This window comes from Pseudomonas sp. PDM27 (assembly GCF_019219205.1).
Taxonomy (GTDB): Bacteria; Pseudomonadota; Gammaproteobacteria; order Pseudomonadales; family Pseudomonadaceae; genus Aquipseudomonas; species Aquipseudomonas laurylsulfatiphila.
Genome location: NZ_JAHUWF010000019.1, coordinates 85,337 through 107,617, shown reverse-complemented (window position 1 = coordinate 107,617; position 22,281 = coordinate 85,337). Strand labels below are relative to the sequence as shown.

Annotated in this window: 18 protein-coding genes; 4 read left to right on the top strand and 14 right to left on the bottom strand. The window is 62.1% G+C overall.

All coding sequences use genetic code 11. The features are described from left to right. Positions 1 to 130: 130 nt before the first annotated feature. On the top strand, positions 131 to 652 hold the full coding sequence (locus KW838_RS28625; RefSeq protein ID WP_102698831.1) for a GNAT family N-acetyltransferase: 522 nt from the start codon (positions 131 to 133) through the stop codon (positions 650 to 652). Positions 653 to 841: 189 nt separating this feature from the next. After that, positions 842 to 1,336, top strand: a complete 495-nt coding sequence (locus KW838_RS28620; RefSeq protein ID WP_007979904.1) for a hypothetical protein — start codon at positions 842 to 844, stop codon at positions 1,334 to 1,336. A 108-nt stretch (positions 1,337 to 1,444) separates the two neighbouring features. On the opposite strand, the gene KW838_RS28615 is transcribed toward KW838_RS28620, so the two are convergent. Both KW838_RS28615 and ccoN read right to left on the bottom strand, forming a co-directional pair. Further along, complete coding sequence (locus KW838_RS28615; protein WP_218504300.1) at positions 1,445 to 1,666, bottom strand: cbb3-type cytochrome c oxidase subunit 3; 222 nt, start codon at positions 1,664 to 1,666, stop codon at positions 1,445 to 1,447. Then, positions 1,666 to 3,093, bottom strand: a complete 1,428-nt coding sequence (gene ccoN, locus KW838_RS28610; protein ID WP_102698834.1) for a cytochrome-c oxidase, cbb3-type subunit I — start codon at positions 3,091 to 3,093, stop codon at positions 1,666 to 1,668. The genes KW838_RS28615 and ccoN overlap by 1 nt, the downstream gene beginning before the upstream one ends. Before the next feature lie 317 nt (positions 3,094 to 3,410). Between ccoN and KW838_RS28605 the strand changes: the two genes are divergently transcribed. Further along, a complete protein-coding gene (locus KW838_RS28605; RefSeq protein ID WP_218504299.1) occupies positions 3,411 to 5,084 on the top strand; it encodes a nitrite/sulfite reductase in 1,674 nt (557 codons plus the stop codon). Next, positions 5,081 to 5,560 (top strand): DUF934 domain-containing protein, encoded by a 480-nt coding sequence (locus KW838_RS28600; RefSeq protein WP_102698836.1) that lies wholly within the window; start codon positions 5,081 to 5,083, stop codon positions 5,558 to 5,560. The genes KW838_RS28605 and KW838_RS28600 overlap by 4 nt, the downstream gene beginning before the upstream one ends. A gap of 286 nt (positions 5,561 to 5,846) precedes the next feature. Here KW838_RS28600 and KW838_RS28595 read toward each other — a convergent pair whose 3' ends face one another. From KW838_RS28595 to KW838_RS28540, 12 genes are all read right to left on the bottom strand, one after another. Continuing rightward, a complete protein-coding gene (locus KW838_RS28595) occupies positions 5,847 to 8,207 on the bottom strand; it encodes a tetratricopeptide repeat protein (protein WP_218504298.1) in 2,361 nt (786 codons plus the stop codon). Positions 8,208 to 8,394: 187 nt separating this feature from the next. Continuing rightward, positions 8,395 to 10,908 (bottom strand): fused MFS/spermidine synthase, encoded by a 2,514-nt coding sequence (locus tag KW838_RS28590; protein ID WP_218504297.1) that lies wholly within the window; start codon positions 10,906 to 10,908, stop codon positions 8,395 to 8,397. Between the two features lie 178 nt (positions 10,909 to 11,086). After that, positions 11,087 to 12,667 carry an arylsulfatase gene (locus tag KW838_RS28585; protein WP_218504296.1) on the bottom strand — a complete coding sequence of 527 codons (1,581 nt, stop codon included), beginning with the start codon at positions 12,665 to 12,667 and terminating at the stop codon, positions 11,087 to 11,089. A gap of 72 nt (positions 12,668 to 12,739) precedes the next feature. Next, entirely contained in the window at positions 12,740 to 13,768 is a 1,029-nt protein-coding gene (locus tag KW838_RS28580; RefSeq protein WP_218504295.1) for an HAD family phosphatase, read from the bottom strand. Then, positions 13,765 to 15,192: a BatD family protein gene (locus KW838_RS28575; protein ID WP_218504294.1), complete on the bottom strand. Its 1,428-nt coding sequence runs from the start codon at positions 15,190 to 15,192 to the stop codon at positions 13,765 to 13,767. The genes KW838_RS28580 and KW838_RS28575 overlap by 4 nt, the downstream gene beginning before the upstream one ends. After that, positions 15,189 to 16,769 (bottom strand): VWA domain-containing protein, encoded by a 1,581-nt coding sequence (locus tag KW838_RS28570; RefSeq protein ID WP_218504293.1) that lies wholly within the window; start codon positions 16,767 to 16,769, stop codon positions 15,189 to 15,191. The genes KW838_RS28575 and KW838_RS28570 overlap by 4 nt, the downstream gene beginning before the upstream one ends. 1 nt (position 16,770) lies before the next feature. Further along, positions 16,771 to 17,763: a VWA domain-containing protein gene (locus KW838_RS28565; protein WP_218504292.1), complete on the bottom strand. Its 993-nt coding sequence runs from the start codon at positions 17,761 to 17,763 to the stop codon at positions 16,771 to 16,773. Continuing rightward, the gene (locus KW838_RS28560; protein WP_218504291.1) at positions 17,750 to 18,334 is read right to left on the bottom strand and encodes a DUF4381 domain-containing protein; all 585 of its coding nucleotides are present in this window, start codon (positions 18,332 to 18,334) and stop codon (positions 17,750 to 17,752) included. Before KW838_RS28560 ends, KW838_RS28565 begins: the two co-directional genes overlap by 14 nt. Further along, complete coding sequence (locus KW838_RS28555; protein WP_371317898.1) at positions 18,331 to 19,275, bottom strand: DUF58 domain-containing protein; 945 nt, start codon at positions 19,273 to 19,275, stop codon at positions 18,331 to 18,333. The genes KW838_RS28560 and KW838_RS28555 overlap by 4 nt, the downstream gene beginning before the upstream one ends. Beyond that, a complete protein-coding gene (locus KW838_RS28550; protein WP_218504289.1) occupies positions 19,275 to 20,255 on the bottom strand; it encodes a MoxR family ATPase in 981 nt (326 codons plus the stop codon). The genes KW838_RS28555 and KW838_RS28550 overlap by 1 nt, the downstream gene beginning before the upstream one ends. Positions 20,256 to 20,269: 14 nt before the next feature. Continuing rightward, positions 20,270 to 21,313, bottom strand: coding sequence for a hypothetical protein (locus tag KW838_RS28545; RefSeq protein WP_218504288.1), 1,044 nt, complete (start codon positions 21,311 to 21,313; stop codon positions 20,270 to 20,272). A gap of 13 nt (positions 21,314 to 21,326) precedes the next feature. Beyond that, the gene (locus KW838_RS28540; protein ID WP_116579299.1) at positions 21,327 to 22,274 is read right to left on the bottom strand and encodes a transporter; all 948 of its coding nucleotides are present in this window, start codon (positions 22,272 to 22,274) and stop codon (positions 21,327 to 21,329) included. Between the last annotated feature and the right edge of the window lie 7 nt (positions 22,275 to 22,281).

The following is a 22,281-nucleotide window of genomic DNA, read 5'->3' as shown; positions in this document are numbered from 1 at the left end:
ATGTCGACTGACCAGGCGCCTTCGCGAGCAAGTCGGATCGCCGCACCGCCGCTCCCACACCGATTCTCGCCACACGTGAAGAAAGCGTTATAGAGTGAACGGCCATGTCTGCTTCAAGGATGATTCACCCATGCCGACCACCGAACCCGTTATCACGTTCGAGCGCTTCAACGAATCCCATATCGAAGGCATTACGGCGCTGTACAACGATCCCGCCATCGCCCGGCAGACCCTGCAAATGCCGTTTCAGTCCACCGAGCTCTGGCGCAGTCGCCTGGCGTCGGATAACGAGCGCCTGGTGAAGGTCGTGGCCCTGCATCAAGGCACGGTCATCGGCAACATTGGCCTGGAACAGTTCTCGCGCATTCGTCGCAGCCATGCCGGCAGTTTCGGCATGGGCGTTGCGGTCGAGTGGCAAGGGAAGGGCGTGGGTTCGAAGCTGCTCGCGACGGCGCTGGATATCGCCGACAACTGGATGAACCTGCAGCGCGTCGAGCTTTCGGTGTATGCCGATAATGAAGCGGCCATTGCCCTGTATCGCAAGTTCGGCTTCGAAACCGAGGGCCTGTTTCGTGATTATGCCGTTCGCGACGGCGTCCTGGTGGACACCTTGAGCATGGCGCGCCTGCGTCGCACGCCCAGGGTCGGCTGAGTCACACGCTCAGGGCGCACGCCACCGCAGCTGGCCCATGCTGTGCTCCGTTTGTCAGGTGAAGTGCGCACCTGCAGTGCCCGCGTTTACGCAACGGTGCAAACTGTCGTCAGGTTTTAGTCGTACGCAGCGTGCGGGCATCTGCCATGCTCCAGGTCCGCAACACCGGTCTATTCAGGGAACACCGCTATGGACGATGTACAGCAACTGGGCGAAATGCTTCGCCACTACGCCGAAAGCGAAGCGCACAAAAAACAAGTGTTCGAATCGCAATCGGCCGAGTGGGCGAAGCGCATTGGTGCGCTGTTCGATGAGATCCAGCAGTGGCTGGAACCGGTCAAGGCACCTGACCTGCTCGAAGTGAACCGCGAAGTGTATGTTGCGTCGGGGCCGAGTGTTCCGGTGGAAACCTCTCCCTTCAAGACTGAAAAGCTGAGCATCCTGATCGCGGGCAAACCGGTGGAATTCGTGCCGGAGGTGATGGGCGTCGGCGGGCAGATTTCCGTGGCGGTGATGGGCTTTACGGCAGCCCGTTATGGCAGCGTGTCACTGGTGTGCCTGCCGCCATCCACTGGCTGGCAGTGGCGCAAGACCAATGGCTTGAAAGACCCGGACACCTTTGCATTCAATGCGGATTTTCTGGCGCAGCAGCTACAGGTTTTGATCCCCCGGGATCGTGGCTGAGGGTGTGGGAGCGGGCTTGCTCGCGAAGGCGGATCTACATTCAACATCAATGTCGACTGACACGCCCCCTTCGCGAGCAAGCCCGCTCCCACAGTGATCGGCGGTGCATCAGAAATCGGTGTTTCCCCAGCCTGGCTTCGCCTCTTCGGGCGCCACTGCATTGATGGTCTTCCCGGTAGCCGCCTCTACCCGCCGAGCCACCTCAGGGTCATCCGCAAACGGGATCAGGCTCGCATCGTCCAGGCTCTCGGCGGTCTGGTGGCGCAGACAATACTCGATGGCGAACCACAAAAATGCCCCCCCCGCCATGTTCAACATGACTTCAATCATCAGGCCAACTGCGCCTCGCGCTCGGCCATCGCCACGTCCGCTACCCGCACCGTGCGCCACAGGTTGTAGGCCATCAGCAGCATGCCGCTGAGGAAGAACACCCCGCCGGCAAAGCGCACGACGAATCCCGGATGGCTGGCCTGCAAGGCTTCGACGAAGGAGTAGGTCAGCGTGCCGTCATCGTTGATCGCGCGCCACATCAGGCCCTGGGTGATGCCATTGACCCACATCGAGGCGATGTACAGCACGGTGCCGATGGTCGCCAGCCAGAAGTGCAGGTTGATCAGCGGCGTACTGTGCATCCGATCACGTCCGAATACCTTCGGCACCATGTGATAGGTCGCGCCGAAGGTGATCATCGCCACCCAGCCGAGCGCCCCGGCGTGTACGTGGCCGATGGTCCAGTCGGTGTAGTGGGAGAGGGCGTTGACCGTCTTGATCGCCATCATCGGCCCTTCAAAGGTCGACATGCCGTAGAACGCCAGGGATAGCACGAGAAAGCGCAGGATCGGGTCGGTGCGCAGCTTATGCCAGGCGCCCGAGAGCGTCATCATGCCGTTGATCATCCCGCCCCAGCTCGGCGCCAGCAGGATCAGCGACATGGCCATGCCCAGGGACTGCGCCCAGTCCGGCAGCGCGGTGTAGTGCAAGTGGTGCGGGCCGGCCCAGATGTACAGGGTAATCAGCGCCCAGAAGTGCACGATCGACAGGCGATAGGAATACACCGGCCGGCCCACCTGTTTCGGCACGAAGTAGTACATCATCCCCAGGAAACCGGTGGTCAGGAAAAAGCCCACGGCGTTGTGTCCGTACCACCACTGGACCATGGCGTCGGTGGCCCCGGAGTACACCGGGTAGGACTTGAACCAATCGACTGGAATCGACAGGTGATTGACCACGTGCAGCATGGCGATGACCACGATGAACGCACCGAAGAACCAGTTGCCGACGTAGATGTGCCTGGTCTTGCGTTGCACCAGGGTAGTGAAGAACACCACGGCGTATGCAATCCAGACCACGGTCATCCACACCGCGCCGGTGAATTCGATCTCGGCATATTCCTTGGTGGTGGTGTAGCCCAGCGGCAGGCTGATCAGCATCACCACGATCACCGATTGCCAGCCCCAGAAGGTGAACGCGGCAAGTTTGTCGGAAAACAGCCGCACCTGGCAGGTGCGTTGGACCGCGTAGTAACTGGCGGCAAATTGCGCGCTGCCGGCAAAACCGAAAATCACCAGGCTGGTGTGCAACGGGCGCAAGCGGCCGAAGGTGGTCCACGGCAGGTCAAGATTCATCTGCGGCCACACCAGTTGCGAGGCGATCCACACGCCCATCGCCATCCCCACGACGCCCCAGAAGACAGTCGCCACGACGAACTGGCGCACGACCTTGTAGTTATAGGCCTGACTGATAGTAGTTGTGCTCATGCTCAATGCTTCCACGGTTGCAATGCCGTGCACTGTAGAAACCCCGATGGAAACAAAACAGGCTCAGGAATATTTCATTTAGGCGGATCAGATTTGAGTGCCGCCTGCGGCCATCTGCCGCGCTCTGATACGGTTTTTATGTAGTCAGGTGAATCTGTAATGCGCTGAGCCGCAAGTCCATAGTCGACCTCACACAACAACCGCATCCACCGACCTGTAGGAGCTGCCGAAGGCTGCGATCTTTTGCTCTTGAAAAGATCGCAGCCTTCGGCAGCTCCTACACAGGGGAATGCGGTGAATCCTGATGAGGTAGCCACATGTATCAGTACGATGATTACGACCGGGCACTGGTGTTCGAACGGGTTGCGCAGTTTCGCGATCAGGTCGAGCGCTTCATGGCGGGCGAACTGAGCGAAGAAGAGTTCCTGCCATTGCGCCTGCAGAACGGCCTGTACCTGCAAAAGCACGCCTACATGCTGCGGGTGGCGATTCCCTACGGCACCCTGAGCGCCCGGCAGATGCGTACGTTGGCGAGCATCGCCCGGGATTACGACCGCGGCTACGGCCATTTCACCACCCGGCAGAACATGCAGTTCAACTGGATCGAACTGGCCCAGGTGCCGGAGATCCTCGAACGCCTGGCCGAGGTGGAAATGCATGCGATCCAGACCTCCGGCAACTGCGTGCGCAATATCACCACCGAAGCCTTTGCCGGGGTGGCGGCCGACGAAATGATCGACCCGCGACCGTTGGCGGAAATTCTGCGGCAGTGGTCGACCATCAACCCGGAGTTCCTGTTCCTGCCGCGCAAGTTCAAGATCGCCATCTGCTCGGCCGAGCAGGACCGCGCGGCGATCATGATGCATGACATCGGCCTTTATCTTTACCCGGGCTCCGACGGACACATGCTCCTGCGAGTCATGGTCGGCGGCGGCCTGGGGCGCACGCCGATCCTCGGCTTGCAGATCCGCGAAGGCTTGCCGTGGCAGCACCTGCTGTCTTACGTAGAGGCGGTGCTGCGGGTGTATAACCGCCATGGCCGGCGGGACAACAAGTACAAGGCGCGAATCAAGATTCTGGTCAAGGCCCTGGGAATCGAGGCCTTCGCCCGGGAGGTGGAAGAAGAGTGGCAGCACCTCAAGGACGGCCCGGCGCAACTGACCCTCGACGAGTTCGAGCGTGTGGCCAGTGCGTTCGTCGCACCGCCTTATCGTCATTTGTCCGACGCCCATCTCGATTTCGGCACGCACCTGGCCGAAAACCCGGCGTTCGCTCGTTGGGTGCAGCGTAACGTGCAGCCGCACAAAGTATCGGGCTATGCCAGCGTGGTGTTGTCGACCAAGCCGGGCGCCACTGCGCCGCCGGGGGATGTCACGGCCGAACAGATGGAGGCGGTGGCCGAGTGGTCCGAACGCTTCGGCTTCGGTGAAATCCGCATTGCCCATGAGCAGAATATCGTCCTTCCGGACGTGTCCAAGGCCGATCTGTTCACCCTGTGGCACCTGGCCTGCGGACACAATCTGGGCAGCGCCAACGCCGGATTGCTCACCGACATCATCGCCTGCCCCGGTGGCGACTTCTGTGCGCTGGCCAACGCCAAGTCGATCCCTATCGCCAAGGCCATTGCCGCACGCTTCGAAGACCTCGACTACCTGCACGACCTGGGCGACATCAGCCTCAATATCTCCGGCTGCATGAATGCCTGCGGTCACCACCACATCGGCAACATCGGCATTCTGGGCGTCGATAAGAACGGCGCCGAGTGGTACCAGATCACCCTGGGTGGCGCCCAGGGCAAGAACAGTGCGCTAGGCAAGGTCATTGGCCCGTCCTTCAGCGCCGTGCAAGTGCCCGGGGTGATCGAGCGCATCGTCGACACCTTCGTGCGCTATCGCGAGAGCGAGGAACTGTTCGTCGACGCCTTCCAGCGGATCGGGCTGGAGCCGTTCAAGGAGGCGGTCTACGGGAAAGTACCGCAGGTGTCGGCATGAACAATCTGTTGCGGCTGGAAGAGGGCGTGGCGCGGATTGTCGCGGATGATCCGTGGACGCTCGTGCGCGACCCGCAAGCAGAGCTGCCCGTGGGGGCCGCGATTCTGCCGCTGAGCCGTTGGCTGGAAAGCCCGTCGCAAAACGGCGTGTGGCTGGGGCCGGACGATGAAGTGGAAAGCCTTCAGCCATGGTTTGCCCGACTGCCCCTGATCGCCCTGGATTTTCCGAGCTTTCGCGATGGCCGCGGGTACAGCCAGGCGTATCTGCTGCGCACGCGATTGGGCTGGGCCGGCGAGTTGCGCGCCATCGGCGATGTCTTGCGTGATCAACTGAGCCACATGCGCCAATGCGGTTTTGACAGCTTTGCCGTGCGTGAAGACAAATCCGCGGAAGATGCGTTGAAGGGATTGGCGGGGATGAGCGTGTTGTACGGGCGCTCGGTGATTGAGCCACGGCCCTTGTTCAGGCGCCGCTGAAGGAGCGAGCTTGCTCGCGATGGACGTCAACGAAAACGCGAATATTCTGGATAAGCGCGTCGTCTGTAACGCCATCGCGAGCAAGCTCGCTCCTACAAATGCGGTTTCGACAGATTTGCCGTGCGTGAAGACAAATCCGCTGAATATGCGTTGGTGATTGAGCCAATACCGCCGCTGAAGGAGCGAGCTTGCTCGCGATGGACGTCAACGAAAACGCGAATATTCTGGATAAACGCGTCGCCTGTATCACCATCGCGAGCAAGCTCGCTCCTGCAGGCGTCTCCCGTCATTTCAACGCCGGGTCCCCCATGTTCATTTTCTTCCAGCCCTGCAACAGCACCTGGGCCTTGGGTTCCTGGCCGTTGGCCAGGTAATACTGGATCAGCGAGAGGCGGGCATTGCGGTTGGCCGGTTGCTCTTTCAACAGCCGTTCCAGTTCTGCGCAGGCTTCGTCGATCTTGCCGCTGTCATGCAGGGCCACTGCCAGTACATAGCCGAATTGCCCACTCTGCGGTTCCAGTTTCGCCGCCTGGCGCAGATACGGCATGGCTTGAGCGGCCTGGCCGGCACGAATCAGCGCCAGGCCCTGGGTGTATTGCAGCAGGCCCGAGTCAGGATGGTCCTTGAGGCTTTGCGCCAGCAGGGCATGACCTTCCTGGCTGCGACCGTTGGCCTCCAGCCATTGCACCAGGGTAACCAGCGCCGGGTAGAAGTCCGGATCGCGCTGCAGGGCCGTGCGCAGGAATCCTTCGACTTCTGCGTTGCGACCGCTGGCCTGATACAGCATCGCCAGGTTGAGGTTCGCTTCGGCGCGTTCGAGCAGGTTTGTCTGCACCGCCTCGTATTCGGCGATGGCGGCATTCCAGCTGTCCTGGGCCGTGCCCAGGCCGGTGTGCGCGACACTGAGCAGATCACGGGCGGCGGCGATGCGCACGGCTCTCACAGGGTCACTCAACAAGGGTGTCAGCAGTGGCGCACGTTCCGCTGGCGGCAGGAAGGCGCTGAGTGCGCGGATGGCGCTCTCACGGACTTGCGGCGCCGGGTTGTTGAGGTCCCTGGTGGCCAGTTTCAACGCTTGTTCGCTCGGATACTGCGCCAGTTCACCAAGCAGCGTCGCGCGCTGGATTGCCGGCAGATTGCTGCGTTGCAGTTGCTCGATCAAGGCCTGTGCGGCACCGGGCTGACCGTTGCGAATCAGCCACAGGCTTTCGTCGTAGCGAGGGGCTTGTACCGCGCTGGCGTTGGCGGTGTTCCACAGCTTGAACTGCTCGGTGACCTTGTCGCCGGCCTTGCCCTGGTGGCAGGTCAGGCAGGCATCAGGCGTACCGAGTTTCTTTGCCCGCTCAGGGTTGGGGATGCTGAAACTGTGGTCATGCCGAAAGTCATTGCCCATGTAGAACTTGCCAGGCATGTGGCAATCCACGCACTGCGAACCCGGTTGGCCCGTGGTGTGGCGAGTGTGTTCGACGGAGTCGTAGTTTTTCGCTTGCAGGCCCTTGCCGTCGACGCCTTCCACGGTGGTTTTGCCGGCGGTGTTGTGGCATTGCAGGCAGACACCGTTGCCTGGCGCTTTCAATTGAGTGCTGTGCGGGTTGTGGCAGTTGCTGCAGCGCACGCCCTTGTCGAACATTTTGCTCTGGGCAAAGGAGCCGTGTTCGAACACTTCGTCCTTGATCTTGCCGTCCAGCGCGTACAGTTCGCGGGTCAGGACACTCGGCAGGTAGTCGTCCATCAGCCGCTTGCCGACCGTGTAGCCGTCATCCAGAGGCGCGCGGCGCGAGTGGCAGCGGGCGCAGGTTTCGAGTTCGACGGTGGCGTTCTTGTCCTTGAGGTCGACGGCAAAGCCGGCATGGATCAGGTCGGTCTTCTTCGCCGTCCATTCCAGGTGATTGGACGCCGGGCCATGACAGGCCTGACAGCCGACACCCAGGCTGTTCCAGTGGCTGTCGAAGGTGTTTTTTGCCGCATCGAAATTGCGCTTGAAGCCTGTGGTATGGCATTCGACGCACATGAAGTTGGCGTTCTGGCTCGGTTTGCTCCAGTGCAGCGGGTTCTTGAAGTTCACCCCCTGGCCCGGGTAGAGGTGAAACCAGCGGTGCTTTTCGGTATCCCAGGCAATGCCAAGGGCCTGCAACCGGCCTTCGCCGACTTCGATCAGGTACTGCTGCAAGGGGGCGATGCCAAAGGCATAGGCCACCTTGAAATCGGTATTCCTGCCATCGATGCCCGGTGTGTTGACCCAGAATTCGTCGCCCTTACGCGAAAACACCGTGGTCTCCTTTTCGGCCTTGAAGGTGACATTGTTGAAGTCGCCGAGCATCGTGTCGGCGTTGGCTTGCTGCATCGCCAACTGGTGGTGGGAGCCTTGCCAGTCCTTGACCTGTGCGCCGTGGCAACCCTGGCATTGCTGCTCGTCGACCATTTTTGCTGGCGCGATGGCAACGGGTTGCGGTTTGGCCGGTTGAACAGCAGGGGGGCTGACGGTGACCGGCTTGGGTGGCGTCGGTGTGCTGCTCAGCAAAAACCAGCCAATACCCGCCACAGTCAGCAACAGGATGCCGATGGTGACGGGGAACAGATAACGGTTGATCAGGGTCGGTTGCGAATCAGGGTTTGGCTGTGCAGCTTTGTTTTTATATTTGGGCATTACGACTTCCATGGTCCAGGTGCGATTGCCGTCAGGCGCGCGTTGAAGCTTGATGCAGCTTTGCCGGATGGTTGGCGTCTGTCAAATAACGGATGTTGTGAAACTGATGGCCCCTTCGCGAGCAGGCTCGCTCCCACAGGGGAACGCATCCCCATGTGGGAGCGAGCCTGCTCGCGAAGGCGGCCAATCACTCCCCGACAAACCACCGGTAATACGGATTCCCGGAATCCCCGCGCATTACCTCGCGCATCTCCCTGGCCCAAGCGTCACGGTTTCCGTCGTAGGCATGCAGGCTCGCCCGGTAGAACTGCATCAGGCGTTGTTGCTGGGTGTTCATGCGTTCGATGAACCCGGCATCGGCGTTCAGCAGTGCGGGCGGCTGGTGCAAGTCGAGCAGGGCCGGCAGCACACGGCTGATTTCTTTCGACCGAACCCAGGGCGCGTATTCGATCCTGGGCTGATCGTCCGTCACCGGTTGTGCGTCGCCAGCGAAGCGTTCAAGCCCCGCACGGTCAGTCACCCAGGTGGCGAGCAGAGATGCGGCCGAACCGATACCGACATCCTGCAAGGTGCTGCGAACGCTGTCCTGCTGGAAGCGTGCGTTGATCTTCGCCGCATCCAGCTCAATCGGCTCCATCGAACCCACCAGCAGCATCTCGTGGAACTCGCTGGTCCACAGGGTCGCGTAGGGGAATACGTCGAGGAAGCTGCGTACCAGTGAGCGCGAGTCGTCGATGTTCTGCGTCGGCAGCGGCAGCCATTGGGCGACCAGGCCCTGTTTCTGCAAACGGCTGGCGGCCAGTTGGTAGAAGTCCCGGGAGTACAGGTTGACCACGCCCGCAGCGGAGGGCGGTGGCGGTTCAAGGGTGATCAGGTCGTAACGCTGTGGATTGCGCAGCAGTTCCTGGCGACCGTCACGCAAGCGCACGTCGACACCCGGATCGGCCGCGGCATTGAAATTGCCCTTGAACAAGGGGGCTGCCTTGACCACCGAGGGCAGCAGTTCGGCGACCACGCGATGGTCCAGGCCGGGGTAGCGGGTCAGGGCACCGGCGGTGATGCCGGTGCCGAAGCCGATCACCAGCGCCGAACGCGGTTCACCGTTGTGGATCAACAAGGGCAGCAGCGCCTGAATCCGCATGTAGCGCAGGGACGGCATGGCGTCGCCGGTATTGGACACGCCCTGGATGTACAAGCGCTGGAACGCCCGTTCGCCCTTGCCCTGGGTGACCACGGCGACCGTCCCGCCACGGCCTTCTTCGTAGAACGTCAGCGTGCCATTGCGCGCGCCCGGCAGCAGGCTGGCAAGCTTGTTGACCGGCGTGAACACGGTCAGTGCCAGGGACACCAGGCCAATGGCAATCACCGCCTGACGCCGGCCTTTCTTCACGCCATGGCCCTTGCGCACGGCGAGGCATGCGATACCGGCGGCGATCAGCGCCAGCAGGCCCAGGGTCCGTACCAGACCCAGCATCGGGATCAGGACAAAGCCGCAGAGCATCACGCCGATGATCCCGCCAAGGGTATTGAACGCGACGACTTCGCCGACGTTGCGCCCCACCTGTGCGCCGCCGACGCTCAAGCGCAGGGCCAACGGGAACGCCGCGCCCAGCAACAGGGTCGGTACAAACACAATGCTCAAGGCCGCCACCGCAAAGCGCGTGCTCATGCCCGCCAGTTCACTGCCGCCCCATGACAAAACCCAGGATTCGGCCAGGGTCTGGGCGAGCACCAGCCAGCGTCCGAGCAACGCCACTTCCAGCAGGGCAATCGCCCCGGCTGCGGCAATCAGCAAACCAAACACTCCCCAGGGATCGCGCAGGCGATCGACCCGACGGGCCAGCAGCATGCTGCCCAGGAACAACCCGGTGAGGTAAGTCGCCAGCACCACGGCAAAGGCGTAGGTACGGGTGCTCATGAACTGCACGATCGATTGCGACCACACCACTTCGTAGCCCAGCGCTACGCCACCGGCAATGGCGTACAGCCACAGGGCGAGGCGGTCGGGGGCTTTTTGAACGTGTTGTTTCGCCGCCGCATCGACGGGGGCCACGCGCCGGCGCTGGAACCACAGGGCTCCGGCGGCGGCCAGCAAGTTGAGCATGGCGGCGGCCAGCGCACTGCCGCGCACGCCGAGGGTGGCAATCAGCACGAACGCGGCGAGCAGGGTGCCGGCGATGGCCCCGGCGGTGTTCGCCGCATACAGTTGCCCGCCGGCCTTGCCCAGGTGTTGCGGGTCGGTGGCCAGGGAGCGAACCAGCACCGGCAGGGTGCCGCCCATCAACAGCGCGGGAATGCCCACCAGCGCGAACGGCAGCACCCAGGCCAGCAAACCCACGTGCGCTTCCAGCCAGGCAAACGGGCTGGCCGCCAGGCTCATGGCGAAGGTCGCAGCGACACCCAGCAGCGCCACCAGCACTTCCAGCCCGGCGTAGAGCAGGACCGGTTGCGGCATCCGGTCCGCCCAGCGGCCGAACAGCAAGCCGCCCAAGGCCAACCCGGCAAAGAATGCACTGATCCCGGTGGTGATGGCATAGACCTCGACGCCTACGACCAACGACAGCTGCTTGATCCACAGCACCTGATACACCAGCGCCGCGGCGCCGGAGACAAACAGCAGCAGGGCGGGGATCAACAGCGCCGGGGAGGCGACTTGCGGGGCAGGTATGGCCGACGACTTGCTGGCGACACGTGAGGTCATGGATCTGTTGCCTTGTGCGAATTTTTGAATCGATTACGTAGGAGCTGCCGCAGGCTGCGATCTTTTGATCTTGCTTCTTTAAAATCAAGATCAAAAGATCGCAGCCTGCGGCAGCTCCTACAGTGATCGCATTCAGATTGCAGAAAAGTCCGCTCGCCGGTGAGGGCGAGCGGCGGTCTTACTGTGCAGCTTTCATTTTTTCAGCGATCTTGGCATCTACCGCAGCACGGATCTGGTCGATGCTGAAGCTCGCCGGTTTCTGGCTTGGCGGGTATTCGATGAAGGTCTGCAGGAACCCGGCCGCTTTTTGTACGGCTTGGGCGGCGAGGTAGACGTTTTTGGTCTGCCAATCGTAATACTGATCGGAAACCACGTCGGCCCGTTCATACGGGTCCATCCTCAAGTTGAAGATTTTCGGTACGCGCAGGCACACGAACGGTTCGCTCCAGACTTTAAAACCTCCTGGCTCGCGTTGTTCGCAGAACACCACTTTCCAGTTACCGAAGCGCATCGACACCAGCACGCCGTCGTCGTTGAAGTAGTAGAACTCCTTGCGCTCGCCTTTAGGCTGTTGGCCGGTCAGGTAGGGCAGCTGGTTGAAACCGTCCAGATGCACTTTGAAGTTGTTGCCACCCGAGGTCGGTGCCCAACCCTTGAGCAGCTTTTCCTTCACGTCGGTTTCGCCCGCGGCTGCCAGCAAGGTCGGGAACCAGTCCATGCCCGAGAACAGCTCGTTGGAGACTTCACCGGCCTTGATCTTGCCCGGCCAACGCACAATGGCCGGCACACGGTAGGCGCCTTCCCAGTTGGAGTTCTTCTCGTTACGGAACGGCGTGGTTGCCGCGTCCGGCCAGGAGAACTGGTTCGGGCCGTTGTCGGTGGTGTAGACGACGATGGTGTTGTCGGCGATTTTCAGGTCGTCGAGGGTCTTCAGCAGTTTGCCGACATCGCCGTCGTGCTCGAGCATGCCATCGGCGTAATCGTTGCCGGGCATGCCGCTCTGGCCCTTCATCGAGTCGCGTACGTGGGTGAACAGATGCATGCGCGTGGTGTTCATCCACACGAAGAACGGCTTGTCGGCCTTGGCTTGTTTCTCGATGAACGCCTGCGCCGCCGCCGTGGTTTCGTCGTCGATGGTTTCCATGCGCTTGGTGGTCAGCGCGCCGGTGTCTTCGATCTTGCCGTCGGCGAAGCTGTGGATCACGCCACGCGGGGTGTTGGCCTTGACGAACTCGGCATCGTCTTTTGGCCAGTACGGACGCTCAGGCTCTTCTTCGGCGTTGAGGTGGTACAGGTTGCCGAAGAACTCGTCGAAACCGTGGTTGGTCGGCAGGTATTCATCCTTGTCGCCCAGGTGGTTCTTGCCGAACTGACCGGTGGCGTAGCCCTGGGATTTGAGGGCTTGGGCGATGGTGATGTCACGCTTTTGCAGGCCCACCGGTGCGCCCGGGATGCCGACTTTCGACAGGCCGGTACGCAAAGGCGTCTGGCCGGTGATGAACGAAGACCGGCCGGCGGTGCAGCTGTTCTCTGCGTAATAGTCGGTGAACATCATGCCTTCTTTGGCAATGCGGTCGATGTTCGGCGTCTTGTAGCCAACCACGCCCATGGAATAGGCGCTGATGTTGGTCTGGCCGATATCGTCGCCGAAGATCACCAGAATGTTGGGTTTTTCAGCGGCTCCGGCTGTTGCCGAAATCGCCATCACCGAGGCTGCCACCAGGGCGAGTTTCGGTAGCCACTTACCTATGCGAGTCATCTGACTGGCTCCTTTTCACTAGGTCGCTGAAATGCGACAAACGTTTATTGCGGTCCTGCGTTACGTCTTTTTTTACTGCGCTTGCTCGGGGGTGGCGGCGTCGTATGGATAGATCCGGCGCCATTCGGCCGCCATGTCGACGACCGTCCAGCCACGCTTGTTCGCTTCGTCCAGGGCCTTGTCCAGGCGACCGATCTGCGACTGTCGGTCATAGGCCCATTCGCGCTTGGCGTCGGTGTGGTGCACCAACCCCATGAATCGTTTACCGGGACCGGCGGCGGTCCACTGGAGCATTTGCAGGTCGCCGTCGGAGTTGCCGAACGCTAGGATCGGTCGTTTGCCGATCACGGCATTGATGCTTTCGGGTTTGCCCGGGCCATCGTCGTTGTGGGCCAGTTTCGGCGTGCGCAGGATCGACGCCTGGCCGTCCTTGTACTGGAACGCGGTGACGAAGGTGGTGCCGATGACTTGTTCCGGTGGAATGCCGTAGACCTTCTCGGCAAAGGCGCGCATGAACCCGGTATCGCCACCGGAGACGATGTAGGTCTTGAAGGCGTTACCGCGCAGGTAGTCGAGCATCTCCAGCATCGGCTGGAAGATCATTTCGGTGTACGGCTTGCCGGTTTTCGGGTGCCTGGCCTGACTCAGCCAGGTCTTGGCGTAGTCATCGAACGCTTCGCTGGTCATGCCGGTGTGGGTCGCACCGAAGATCTTCATCATGCCTTCCAGGCCGCTGGCGGCCAGTGCCTTGTGATCGTTTTCCAGCACGGCCTGGAACGGCTGGGTGGTTTTCCATTCCGGGTGCTGCGCCGCGGTGCGTTTGACTTCTTCGAGGGCGAACAGCATTTCGAAGTACATCGGCTGCTCGCTCCACAAGGTGCCGTCGTTATCGAACACGGCAATGCGGTCTTCGGGTTTGACGAAGTCCTTGCTGTTTTGATCGGTCACCGCCTGCACGAACTCGATGATCTGCTTTTTCGACGGCCCATCGTTCCACGAGGGCAGCGGTTCGGCTGCCTGGACCAACAGCGGCAGGCTCAAGGCCAGGGTCAACAGGAAGCTGAATACGCGAGGATGGCGTAACGATATTGAATTGGTCATGGGAGACCCTTCTCGTGAACGGGGTTGAGCGGATGAAGCGCAGGAGAGACTGATTCTCTGTTGCACTCGGCCTGACTATGCAGCGTAGACAAGGATTCCCCGATTTGGCGCAGGGCCTGCTCTTTGTCCGTTTCGCGGCCGTAACAGGCCCGCAGGAAGCTTTGCAGGCGCGGGCCGAGACCGGTCAATTTCAGGCCCTGGCGGCTGCGTCGGGTCCACAGGTACAGGGCGCTCAATTGCGTCGGTTTGCCCTCCAGTTGTGCCGGAATCTGCTGCCACGCGTAGTCGGCGGACTCGAGCCAGGCGGCGTGTCGGGCGCGGCGCCGGGCCTGCCAGTTGAGGTGCGCGCGGCGTACGAGCGGGCGACTGAACCAGCCCAGGGCCCCCACCGCCAACGCCAGTGCCAATAGTCCGAACCAGTGCCCGGAAAGGTGCAAACGATTGTGCTGACCGAGTTTTTTCAGGTCTTCGGTGATTGAAAACACCGGCTTGTAGGCGCTGTTGGCCGCGGCGTCGAAGGTCACGCCAGGCACTGTGGCCGTGCGGGTTTGCCGGCTGCTGGCATCCCACCATTTCAGTTCGACGGCTGGCAGGCTGTAGTGGCCTTCGGTGTCAATTCGATATGTCACGCTGTCGATGCGCTGGCCGCCCATGAAGTTGCCGCGACCGTCATCCAGATTGCGGATTTGCGCTGGTTTCGGGTAGCGGCTCAGGCCCTTGATGGCGTCCAGCGTCGGTGTCGGCAGTGACATGGCCAGGGCACCGTCGGCCTGTAGCGTCAGTTCCCGGGTGATGCTGTCGCCGACCTTCAGCGGCGTGGCCGAATGGATGGTCTTCTGGGTAAACCGCAGCCCTTGAGCCACCAGCACCGCCTCCCCGGGCTGGAATCCCGGCGGCTGTGCGGCGTTGAAGTGCAATGGCTGACTTTGGGCGCTGAGTTCGTGGCTGGCCTGGCCCGGTGTGGCTTGAACGGTCAGTGCCGGAATGTCGAAGCCCTGGGCCAGGTTCGGGGTGATCAGGTAGCTGTAGCGCATGCCGCTGAAGGATTGGCCGTCGAAAGTCTGGTTCAGGTGTTCGGCGTGGCCGTCCGGCGGCATCACCAGTGCGCCGGACAGTTTCAGGTCGGGCAGGGTGGGGGCGCTGGTGAACCAGGTGTCGGTGAAGACATCGAGTTGCAGTTCGACCAGGCTGCCGACCATGACGGGGTCGGCGGGTTGTAGGGTGGCCTGGACTTTCAGTTGAGGGTCGGCGGCGAATGTGTTGAGGCTGATCAGGCCGATGAGCAGGGCTCCGAGATTTGTGGTGAGTGGTCGGGCCCTTTCGCGAGCAGGCTCGCTCCCACAGGTGATTTGAGGTGCGTCTGGATCAAATGTGGGAGCGAGCCTGCTCGCGAAGGCCGCGACTCGGACTTTCAGGCTGATCATGGCTTGGCCCCCGCCTGATCCTGCAGACTGAACTTCTGCTTGAGAAACTTCGCCGGCGACGTGGTCAGGTTCTGCAACCATTGCTCATCCGAGGCCGCTTGTTGGGTATCCATCTTTTTGCTTTGCCCTTTACCCGGCGCTTTATCCATCTTGATTTCGTCGGGTTTGACCTCCGGTGTGTTTTTCTCGGCGCTTTCGGTGTCTTTTTGCAAGGCGATGGCCAGGGCCAGGTTGGCCGTGGCTTCCGGAAACTGCGGTTGCAACTTCAGTGCCTGCTGATAAGCCGCGATGGCCTGATCGAACTTGAACCGGCGCACGTAGATATTGCCCAGGTAGAAATACGCCTGTGGTGTATCGAGCCGCGCGAAGCTGGCCAGTGCCAGGTCGAAATCGGCCGCGCTGTAGGCGGCCACGCCTTTCCAGTACGGATCGACGAACAGCGCCGCCGCCTGGGGGTAGTGCTGGTGTTCGAAGGCCCAGCGGCCTTGCTGGTCGCGGGTGAAAAAGGCATCGGTCAATGCGTTGGCCTGTGCCGGCGCCGGTGGCAGGCCCAGGCCCACCGTCAGCAGCAGTCCCGCCATCCAGTTCACGCTCCAGCCCCTGCGTACACTGAAGAAAGCGAACAGCAGCAGCGGCCAGCACAACCAGTAACCGGCGTCTTTCCAGTGCAATTCACGCTGTTCGTCGCTGGCTGACTGGTAGTGCTGCTCGGCGTGCAGTTCGATCCAGTCCAGATCGTCATCGTTGAGGGTCAGGCTGCCCAGCGGGGCATCCAGCGTTGAGGCAAGCTGCTTGAGGGCGTCCTGGTCGAAACTGCCAAGTTGCGGGCGACCATTGCTGTCGATGCGCGGCTGGCCGCTGGCTTCGCGGATGATCCCGCCGTCGCTGCTGCCGGCTGCCAGAATCAGCACTTGCAACGCACTGTTCGCCAGTCGTTTGTCCAGCCCGGCCAATGTCGAGGTGTCGGCGCCATCGGTGATCAGCAGCAGGGTGCCGGGTGTTTTTTCGGCACCGAGCAGGCGCTTGGCCTGATCGATGACAGCGCCGACATCTTTCCCCGGTTTGTTGATCAGGTCGGTGCTCAGGGCCTGGATGAAGGTATCGAGCAGGGCCGGGTCATCGGTGGCGGGCAACACCAGATGCGCGCTGCCGGCGTAGGCAATCAAGGCGTTGCGCGAACCGGCGCGGCGCTGGATCAGGTCGTGGAGCTTGTGCTTGACCGCTTCCAGGCGACTGGGTGGAACGTCGCTGGCGTCCATGGACGGCGACAGGTCGACGGCGATGATCAGCGGTGCGCGGTTTTCCAGAAAGTCCGGGCGATCCTGTTCCCAGGTCGGCCCGGCGGCGGCGAGGGCGCCCAGTACCAACAGCGCACACAGCAGATGCACCGGGCGCAGGCGGTGCCGGTCTTGCGGGGTGATGAGCAGATGCGGCAGCAGGTGCGCCGCGATGTTGCTGCGCCAGCGACGTTGCAAATCCTGGCTATGTCGCCACAGCACTGGCAGCAGCGCGCCGAACAGGGCGAGCAACAGCCACACAGGACGCAGGAAGTGGAAGTCGCCGAGGTTGATGTCCATCTCAGGTCTCCTGCCGTTGACGGGCGAGCATCAGCCGTGGAAGCAGCAGGGCGCCCAGGTGATACATCGCCAGCAGAGCAATGGCTGCGCCCAGCGGCCACCAGAACAGATCGCGTTTGGGCTGATGGCTGAGGGTTTTCACCTGATGCGGGGTGAGTTTGTCGAGGGTGCTGTAGACCTGATCCAGGGTGTTGCGGTCTTCGGCGCGGAAGAAGCGTCCGCCGGTGGCCAGGGCAATGTCCTGCAAACCTTGCAGGTTGACCTTGGCTTCGCCTTCGGCGTTCGGGTCGCCGATGCCGATGGTGTGAATCACCACCCCTTTGGCGGCAGCCATGGCGGCCGCGTGATCCGGGGTGATGGCGCTGCTGGTGTCGTTGCCGTCGGTGAGCAGGATCAGCACTTTTTCCTGTTCGTGGGCCTGCTCCAGCAGTTTCAGGCTCAGGCCGATGGCGTCGCCGATGGCGGTGTTGGGGCCGGCCATGCCGATGCCGGTGTCGTCCAGCAGCAGTGACAGGCTGGCGTGATCGAGGGTCAGGGGTGCCTGCGGATAGGCGCCGGTGCCGAAAACGATCAGTCCGATTCGATCGTCCTTGCGCTTGTCGATGAACCCGTGGACCACGTCCTTGACGGCGGCCAGGCGGTTGATTTTCTGGCCGTTGGCGTCGGTGAAGTCGGTGGTTTCCATCGACTGGGATATGTCGATGGCCAGCATCAGGTCACGCACCGGCTGCTGGCGCTCGATGGGCTGTTCCACCCACACCGGCCGGCTCGCCGCCAGCAGCAACAGTGTCCAGACCAACAGGTTCAGCAGCAACTGCCAGCCGTTGCTGCGGGTACCGGCCTGGCTGGGTGCCTGACCAACTGCACGGCTCATGGCGCCGAAAAACGGTACGCGCACGGCACTGCGCGCCTCGCGGTAATCGGGCAGGTAGCGATAACCCAACCATGGCAATGGCAGCAGGATCAGCAACCAGGGGTAATCAAGCTGCCACATGATGACGCTCCACCCAGGTTTTGCAGGTGCTGAACAACAGCTGGCGCTGCTCGTTGGGCATGGCCCGCAAGGTTGCGTCAGGCGCGTAGGCCAGCAGCGACAGTTGTTGGCTGAAGTCGGCGGGTAGCGTTTGTTTACTGTGCCGCTGCAAAAATGCCTGCCAGTCCTCTTTCCCCAACGCCGCAACCGTCCCCCTGTAGGAGCTGCCGAAGGCTGCGATCTTTTGATCTTCAGCGGTCTCGACGCCGCTAAAAGATCGCAGCCTTCGGCAGCTCCTACAGGGGGCACGGGGGGCAGGCATGGAGAGGGCCACGCGTTTGAGCAGCTCCGGAAGCTCGCGCAATGCATTCAGGTCATTGCTGCGTTGCTGCAACTCCGCCAGCCGTGCCAGCGCCTCGCGCCGATAGCGATCGCGCCGCCATTGCCAGTAACGTCGGGCACTGACCAGCAACAGGCTGAGCACCAACAAGGTCAGCAACGCCCACCAACCCCAGGTCTGCGGCGCATAGCTGACCGGTGCCGGCAGGGCCATTTCCTTGAGTTGGTCGATGCTCGGGATAGCGGGGTTCATCGGCGTCTCCCGGCAAGCTTGCCCAGTTCGGCACGCAGTTGTTCGTGGGCTTCGGTGGCGGTGCTGAACATCATCAAAGGCACCTGGCTGCGGCGCAGCAAAGTGGCGACGTCCTTGAGCCGACCGCTGAGAAAGTCCCCCAATGGCTGATGCACCTGTTGCCGATCCACCGCCAATTCCACCTGCAATTGCCCCTGGGTGATCAGCACGCGGCCGTTTTTCGGCAGGTTCAGTGCCAGCGGGTCATAGACCTGCATGGCGATCAAGTCGTTATGGGCCGCCAGTTGCCGCATGAGCTGTAAGGTGCGTTCGCCGGCCCCGGCAAAATCACTGACGATGCAGATCAGGTGATCGTGACCGGCCACGGCCAGGCAATGCTGCAGGACCTTGTCGAGCTGGTCTGCGCCCTCGGCATCCGGGTTGCCCGCATTGAGTGCCTGGTTCTGCTTGGCAATGCGGCTGCACAGCGCCTCGACGCGTTTACGGCTGCGCAGCGGGGCGATGCTGTCGATGCGTTGATCGTTGAACACCAGCCCGCCGACGCGGTCGCCGGCGTTGAACACCATCCACGCCGCCAGGGTGCCGAGCTCGGCGGCGACCGCGGATTTGAAGCTGCGTTGCGAACCGAAGAACATCGACATGCGCTGGTCGACGAGGATCAGCGCCGGGCGGTCGCGCTCTTCGGTGAACGTGCGTACCACCGGTTTGCCGGTGCGCAGGGAGGCGCGCCAGTCGAGATGACGCAAATCGTCCCCCGGCTGATAGCGGCGCAGCTCATCGAAGTTCAGGCCGCGGCCACGCAAGCGTGAAGCGTGATTGCCCGCGAGGATGCTGCCTTGAGGTTGGCGAGCGACAAAACTCAGGTCACGGGCCTTGAACTCCAGGGCCATCAACTGCGCCAGAGAGACATACACCAGGCCGTCGACGCTGTTCATGGGCATCAGGCCGGAATCGCGACTTTATCGAGCAGACGGTCGAGCACCTGGTCGGCGCTTACGCCATCGGCCACCGCGTCGTAGCTCAGCTGCAACCGATGGCGCAGCACCGGGTGCACCACGGCACGCACGTTGTCCGGAGACACGAAAACCTGGCCCTGCAACCAGGCGTCGGCCCGGGCACAACGGTCCAGGCCGATGCCGCCACGGGGGCTGGCGCCGATGCTGATCCAGCGCCCGAGATCGGCGTCGTAATCGGCCGGATGGCGCGTGGCATTGATCAGGTCGATCAGGTAACGGTCGATGGCCGGAGACACGTGCACCGCACTGACTTCCCGGCGCGCGGCAAAGATCACGTCCTGGGCCAGGGCAAAACCCTGCACCGCAGCCGTTTTGGCGCCGAGTGCCTGTTCTTCTTCGCGCAGCAGGCGCAGCACCTGGCTTTCGTTTTCCGCGCTCGGGTAATCGAGCAGCACTTTCATCAGGAAGCGGTCCATCTGTGCTTCCGGCAGCGGGTACGTGCCTTCCTGTTCAATCGGGTTCTGGGTCGCCACCACGATGAACAGTTCCGGCAGCGCATGGCTGTTGCCGGCCACGGTGATCTGGCGTTCTTCCATGGCTTCGAGCAACGCGGCCTGGACCTTGGCCGGCGCACGGTTGATTTCGTCGGCCAGGATCAGGTTGCCGAATAGCGGGCCGGGCTGGAAGCGGATTTCGTTCTTGCCTTCGACCTGATGCAGCACCTCGGCGCCGGTGATGTCCGACGGCAGCAAGTCCGGGGTGAACTGGATGCGACTCATCTTCGCGTCCAGGTGTTTGGCCAGTGCTTTCACCGTGCGGGTCTTGGCCAGGCCGGGCAGACTTTCGAGCAGCAGATGCCCGTTGGCCAGCAGGCCCACAAGGATTTGACGAATGACCTGGTCCTGGCCGAGCACCGCTTCGGCGATGCTGGCTTGCAGGGCGTTGAGGTCGTTGAGAGCGGTCATGAAAGGTTCCTCGCTCAAAGCATGAAGGTCGGAATGACCGGAATGAATGACAGTCGGAAATTCCAGCGACTGCTGATGAGGTCGTCGGGGTGAATCGCCGAATACTGGATCTCCCCGGAAATACGCACCGGCAGCTTGCCGAAGTTGAATATCCGCCCGGCGCCGAGACCGACAGGGAAGGTCACTTTGTTGCCGCCTTCGGCTTTCCAGTTCACGGTGACGTTGGGCGTCATGCCGATCCGCCATTGCTCGGGACCGGGGATCGCGCGCTGGATGAAATACTGAATGTTGGTCAGGCTCACATCCTTGCGCTGGCTGTCGCCACCGACCGACCACCAGTGTTGCGGGAACAGGCCCAGGGTCCAGTCTTCGCCCAGGTACGCGGCGACGAACGCCGGGCCCAGGGAATATTTGCCGGTGCCCAGGACGTCTTTTTCCGCAGTGGGAAACATCGCGGTCGGGCCGAACCCCCAGACCATCTTGCCGCCCCCGGCGAAGCGCACCGGCTCCTTGGGCGAGAACACACCGACATAGGCCAGATCGCCAAAACCGCTGGTGCGGTCGAACGGGTCTTGCACGACCGAGGCAAAGTCGCCACGGTCGCTGAGGATATCGCTGGGACCCATGCCGATCAGATTGCCCGCCTTGTGATTGACTGGCGCACTGACGTAGCTGACGGGCAGGCGGTTGATCAGGTTCCAGTCTTCGCCGATGGAAATCGGGAAGGTCGGCATGAAGCTGTACTTGCCCAGCATGCGTGTGCCGTTGCTGTGCGGACCTTTGAGTGCGGTGTAGTCGAACTGATTGAACAGCAACACCAGATTGCCCACCGGGTTATCCATCAACTTGGCGATTTGCTCGGTCGACGGGTCGCAGCCGGCCGCCACGACTTTTTTCAGGTCGATGTCGAAGTCCTGTTGCAGCCGGTGACAAGTCTCGGGGTCACCTTTGGCGGCGGCCTGCGCCGGCGCGTCAGTCAGCGTGGGCAATTCACCGCTGGCGCAGGCGAAGCCGCTGAACAGGACACTGCAAAAGGTCAAACGAGTACTGATGGCCATCCCAGGCTACCTCTTAGAAAAATGCCAGGGTCAGGTTGACGCTGATGCCATTGCCTTCGGGCCGGTTCTTGGTGTCGAACTCCGGCACCCAGCGGGCACTGATGTTGGCCTGGGCGTCGGCGAACTTGCCGCTCCAGCCTACCGTCGGGCCAGCGCCCACCGAGCGTCCGCGAAAACCGCTGGTTGCGCCGGATCCGGAGTCATCGGTGACCTGCTGGATATAGCCTGCCACCAAACCGGCGTTCCAGCCGTTGCCGAAGCCGTGGGTCCACAGGGCGTCGAGGGTGAAAATGTTGCCGTTGCGATAATCCGTGGCGTCGTTCTCGGTGTAGAACTCCAGGCCGCTCGACAACGTGAACTCGCCGCCCTTGCCGTCCAGGTGAGTGAACGCCACGGTCGGCATGAAGGTGTAAGTGTTCTGCCCGGGGTTGGCCAGGCGATCGTCGTTATAGGCACCGGTCGGCACGTAGATCGGCAGCGAGAACGCGATGTGGTTGAGTTCGTCGAAGTGATAGCCGGCGGCAATCGGCGTCACCAGCATGTCGGCGAACTGGGTGCCGGTGTCCTCGGAGCCCAGGGTCCTGCCGCGAGGGCCGGTGATGCTTGCGGTAATGTCGGTGTACTGCACCGGTACACCGATGGCCGAGGCGTAGTTCCAGCGACCCTTGCCCGTGTCCCAGACGTGAGTGAAGTTGGCCATGGTGTAAGACACTTTCATGTCCAGCCCGGTACCCAGGGCGCCCACGATCGGCACCTGGGCGTTGCCCTTGAGGTCGCCGTCGTACCAGATGCTGGTCAGGGACATGACCCAACCCGGCTCCGGGGGCACGATCCCGGCATCGGAAAACACTTGTTGGCCGGTGATCGGACGACCGACACCGCCTTCGGCCGCCAGACCCCATGGACTGACGCTGACCATGCACAGCGCCAACAAGGGGCGCACTACGAAAGGCCTGATCATGAACGAC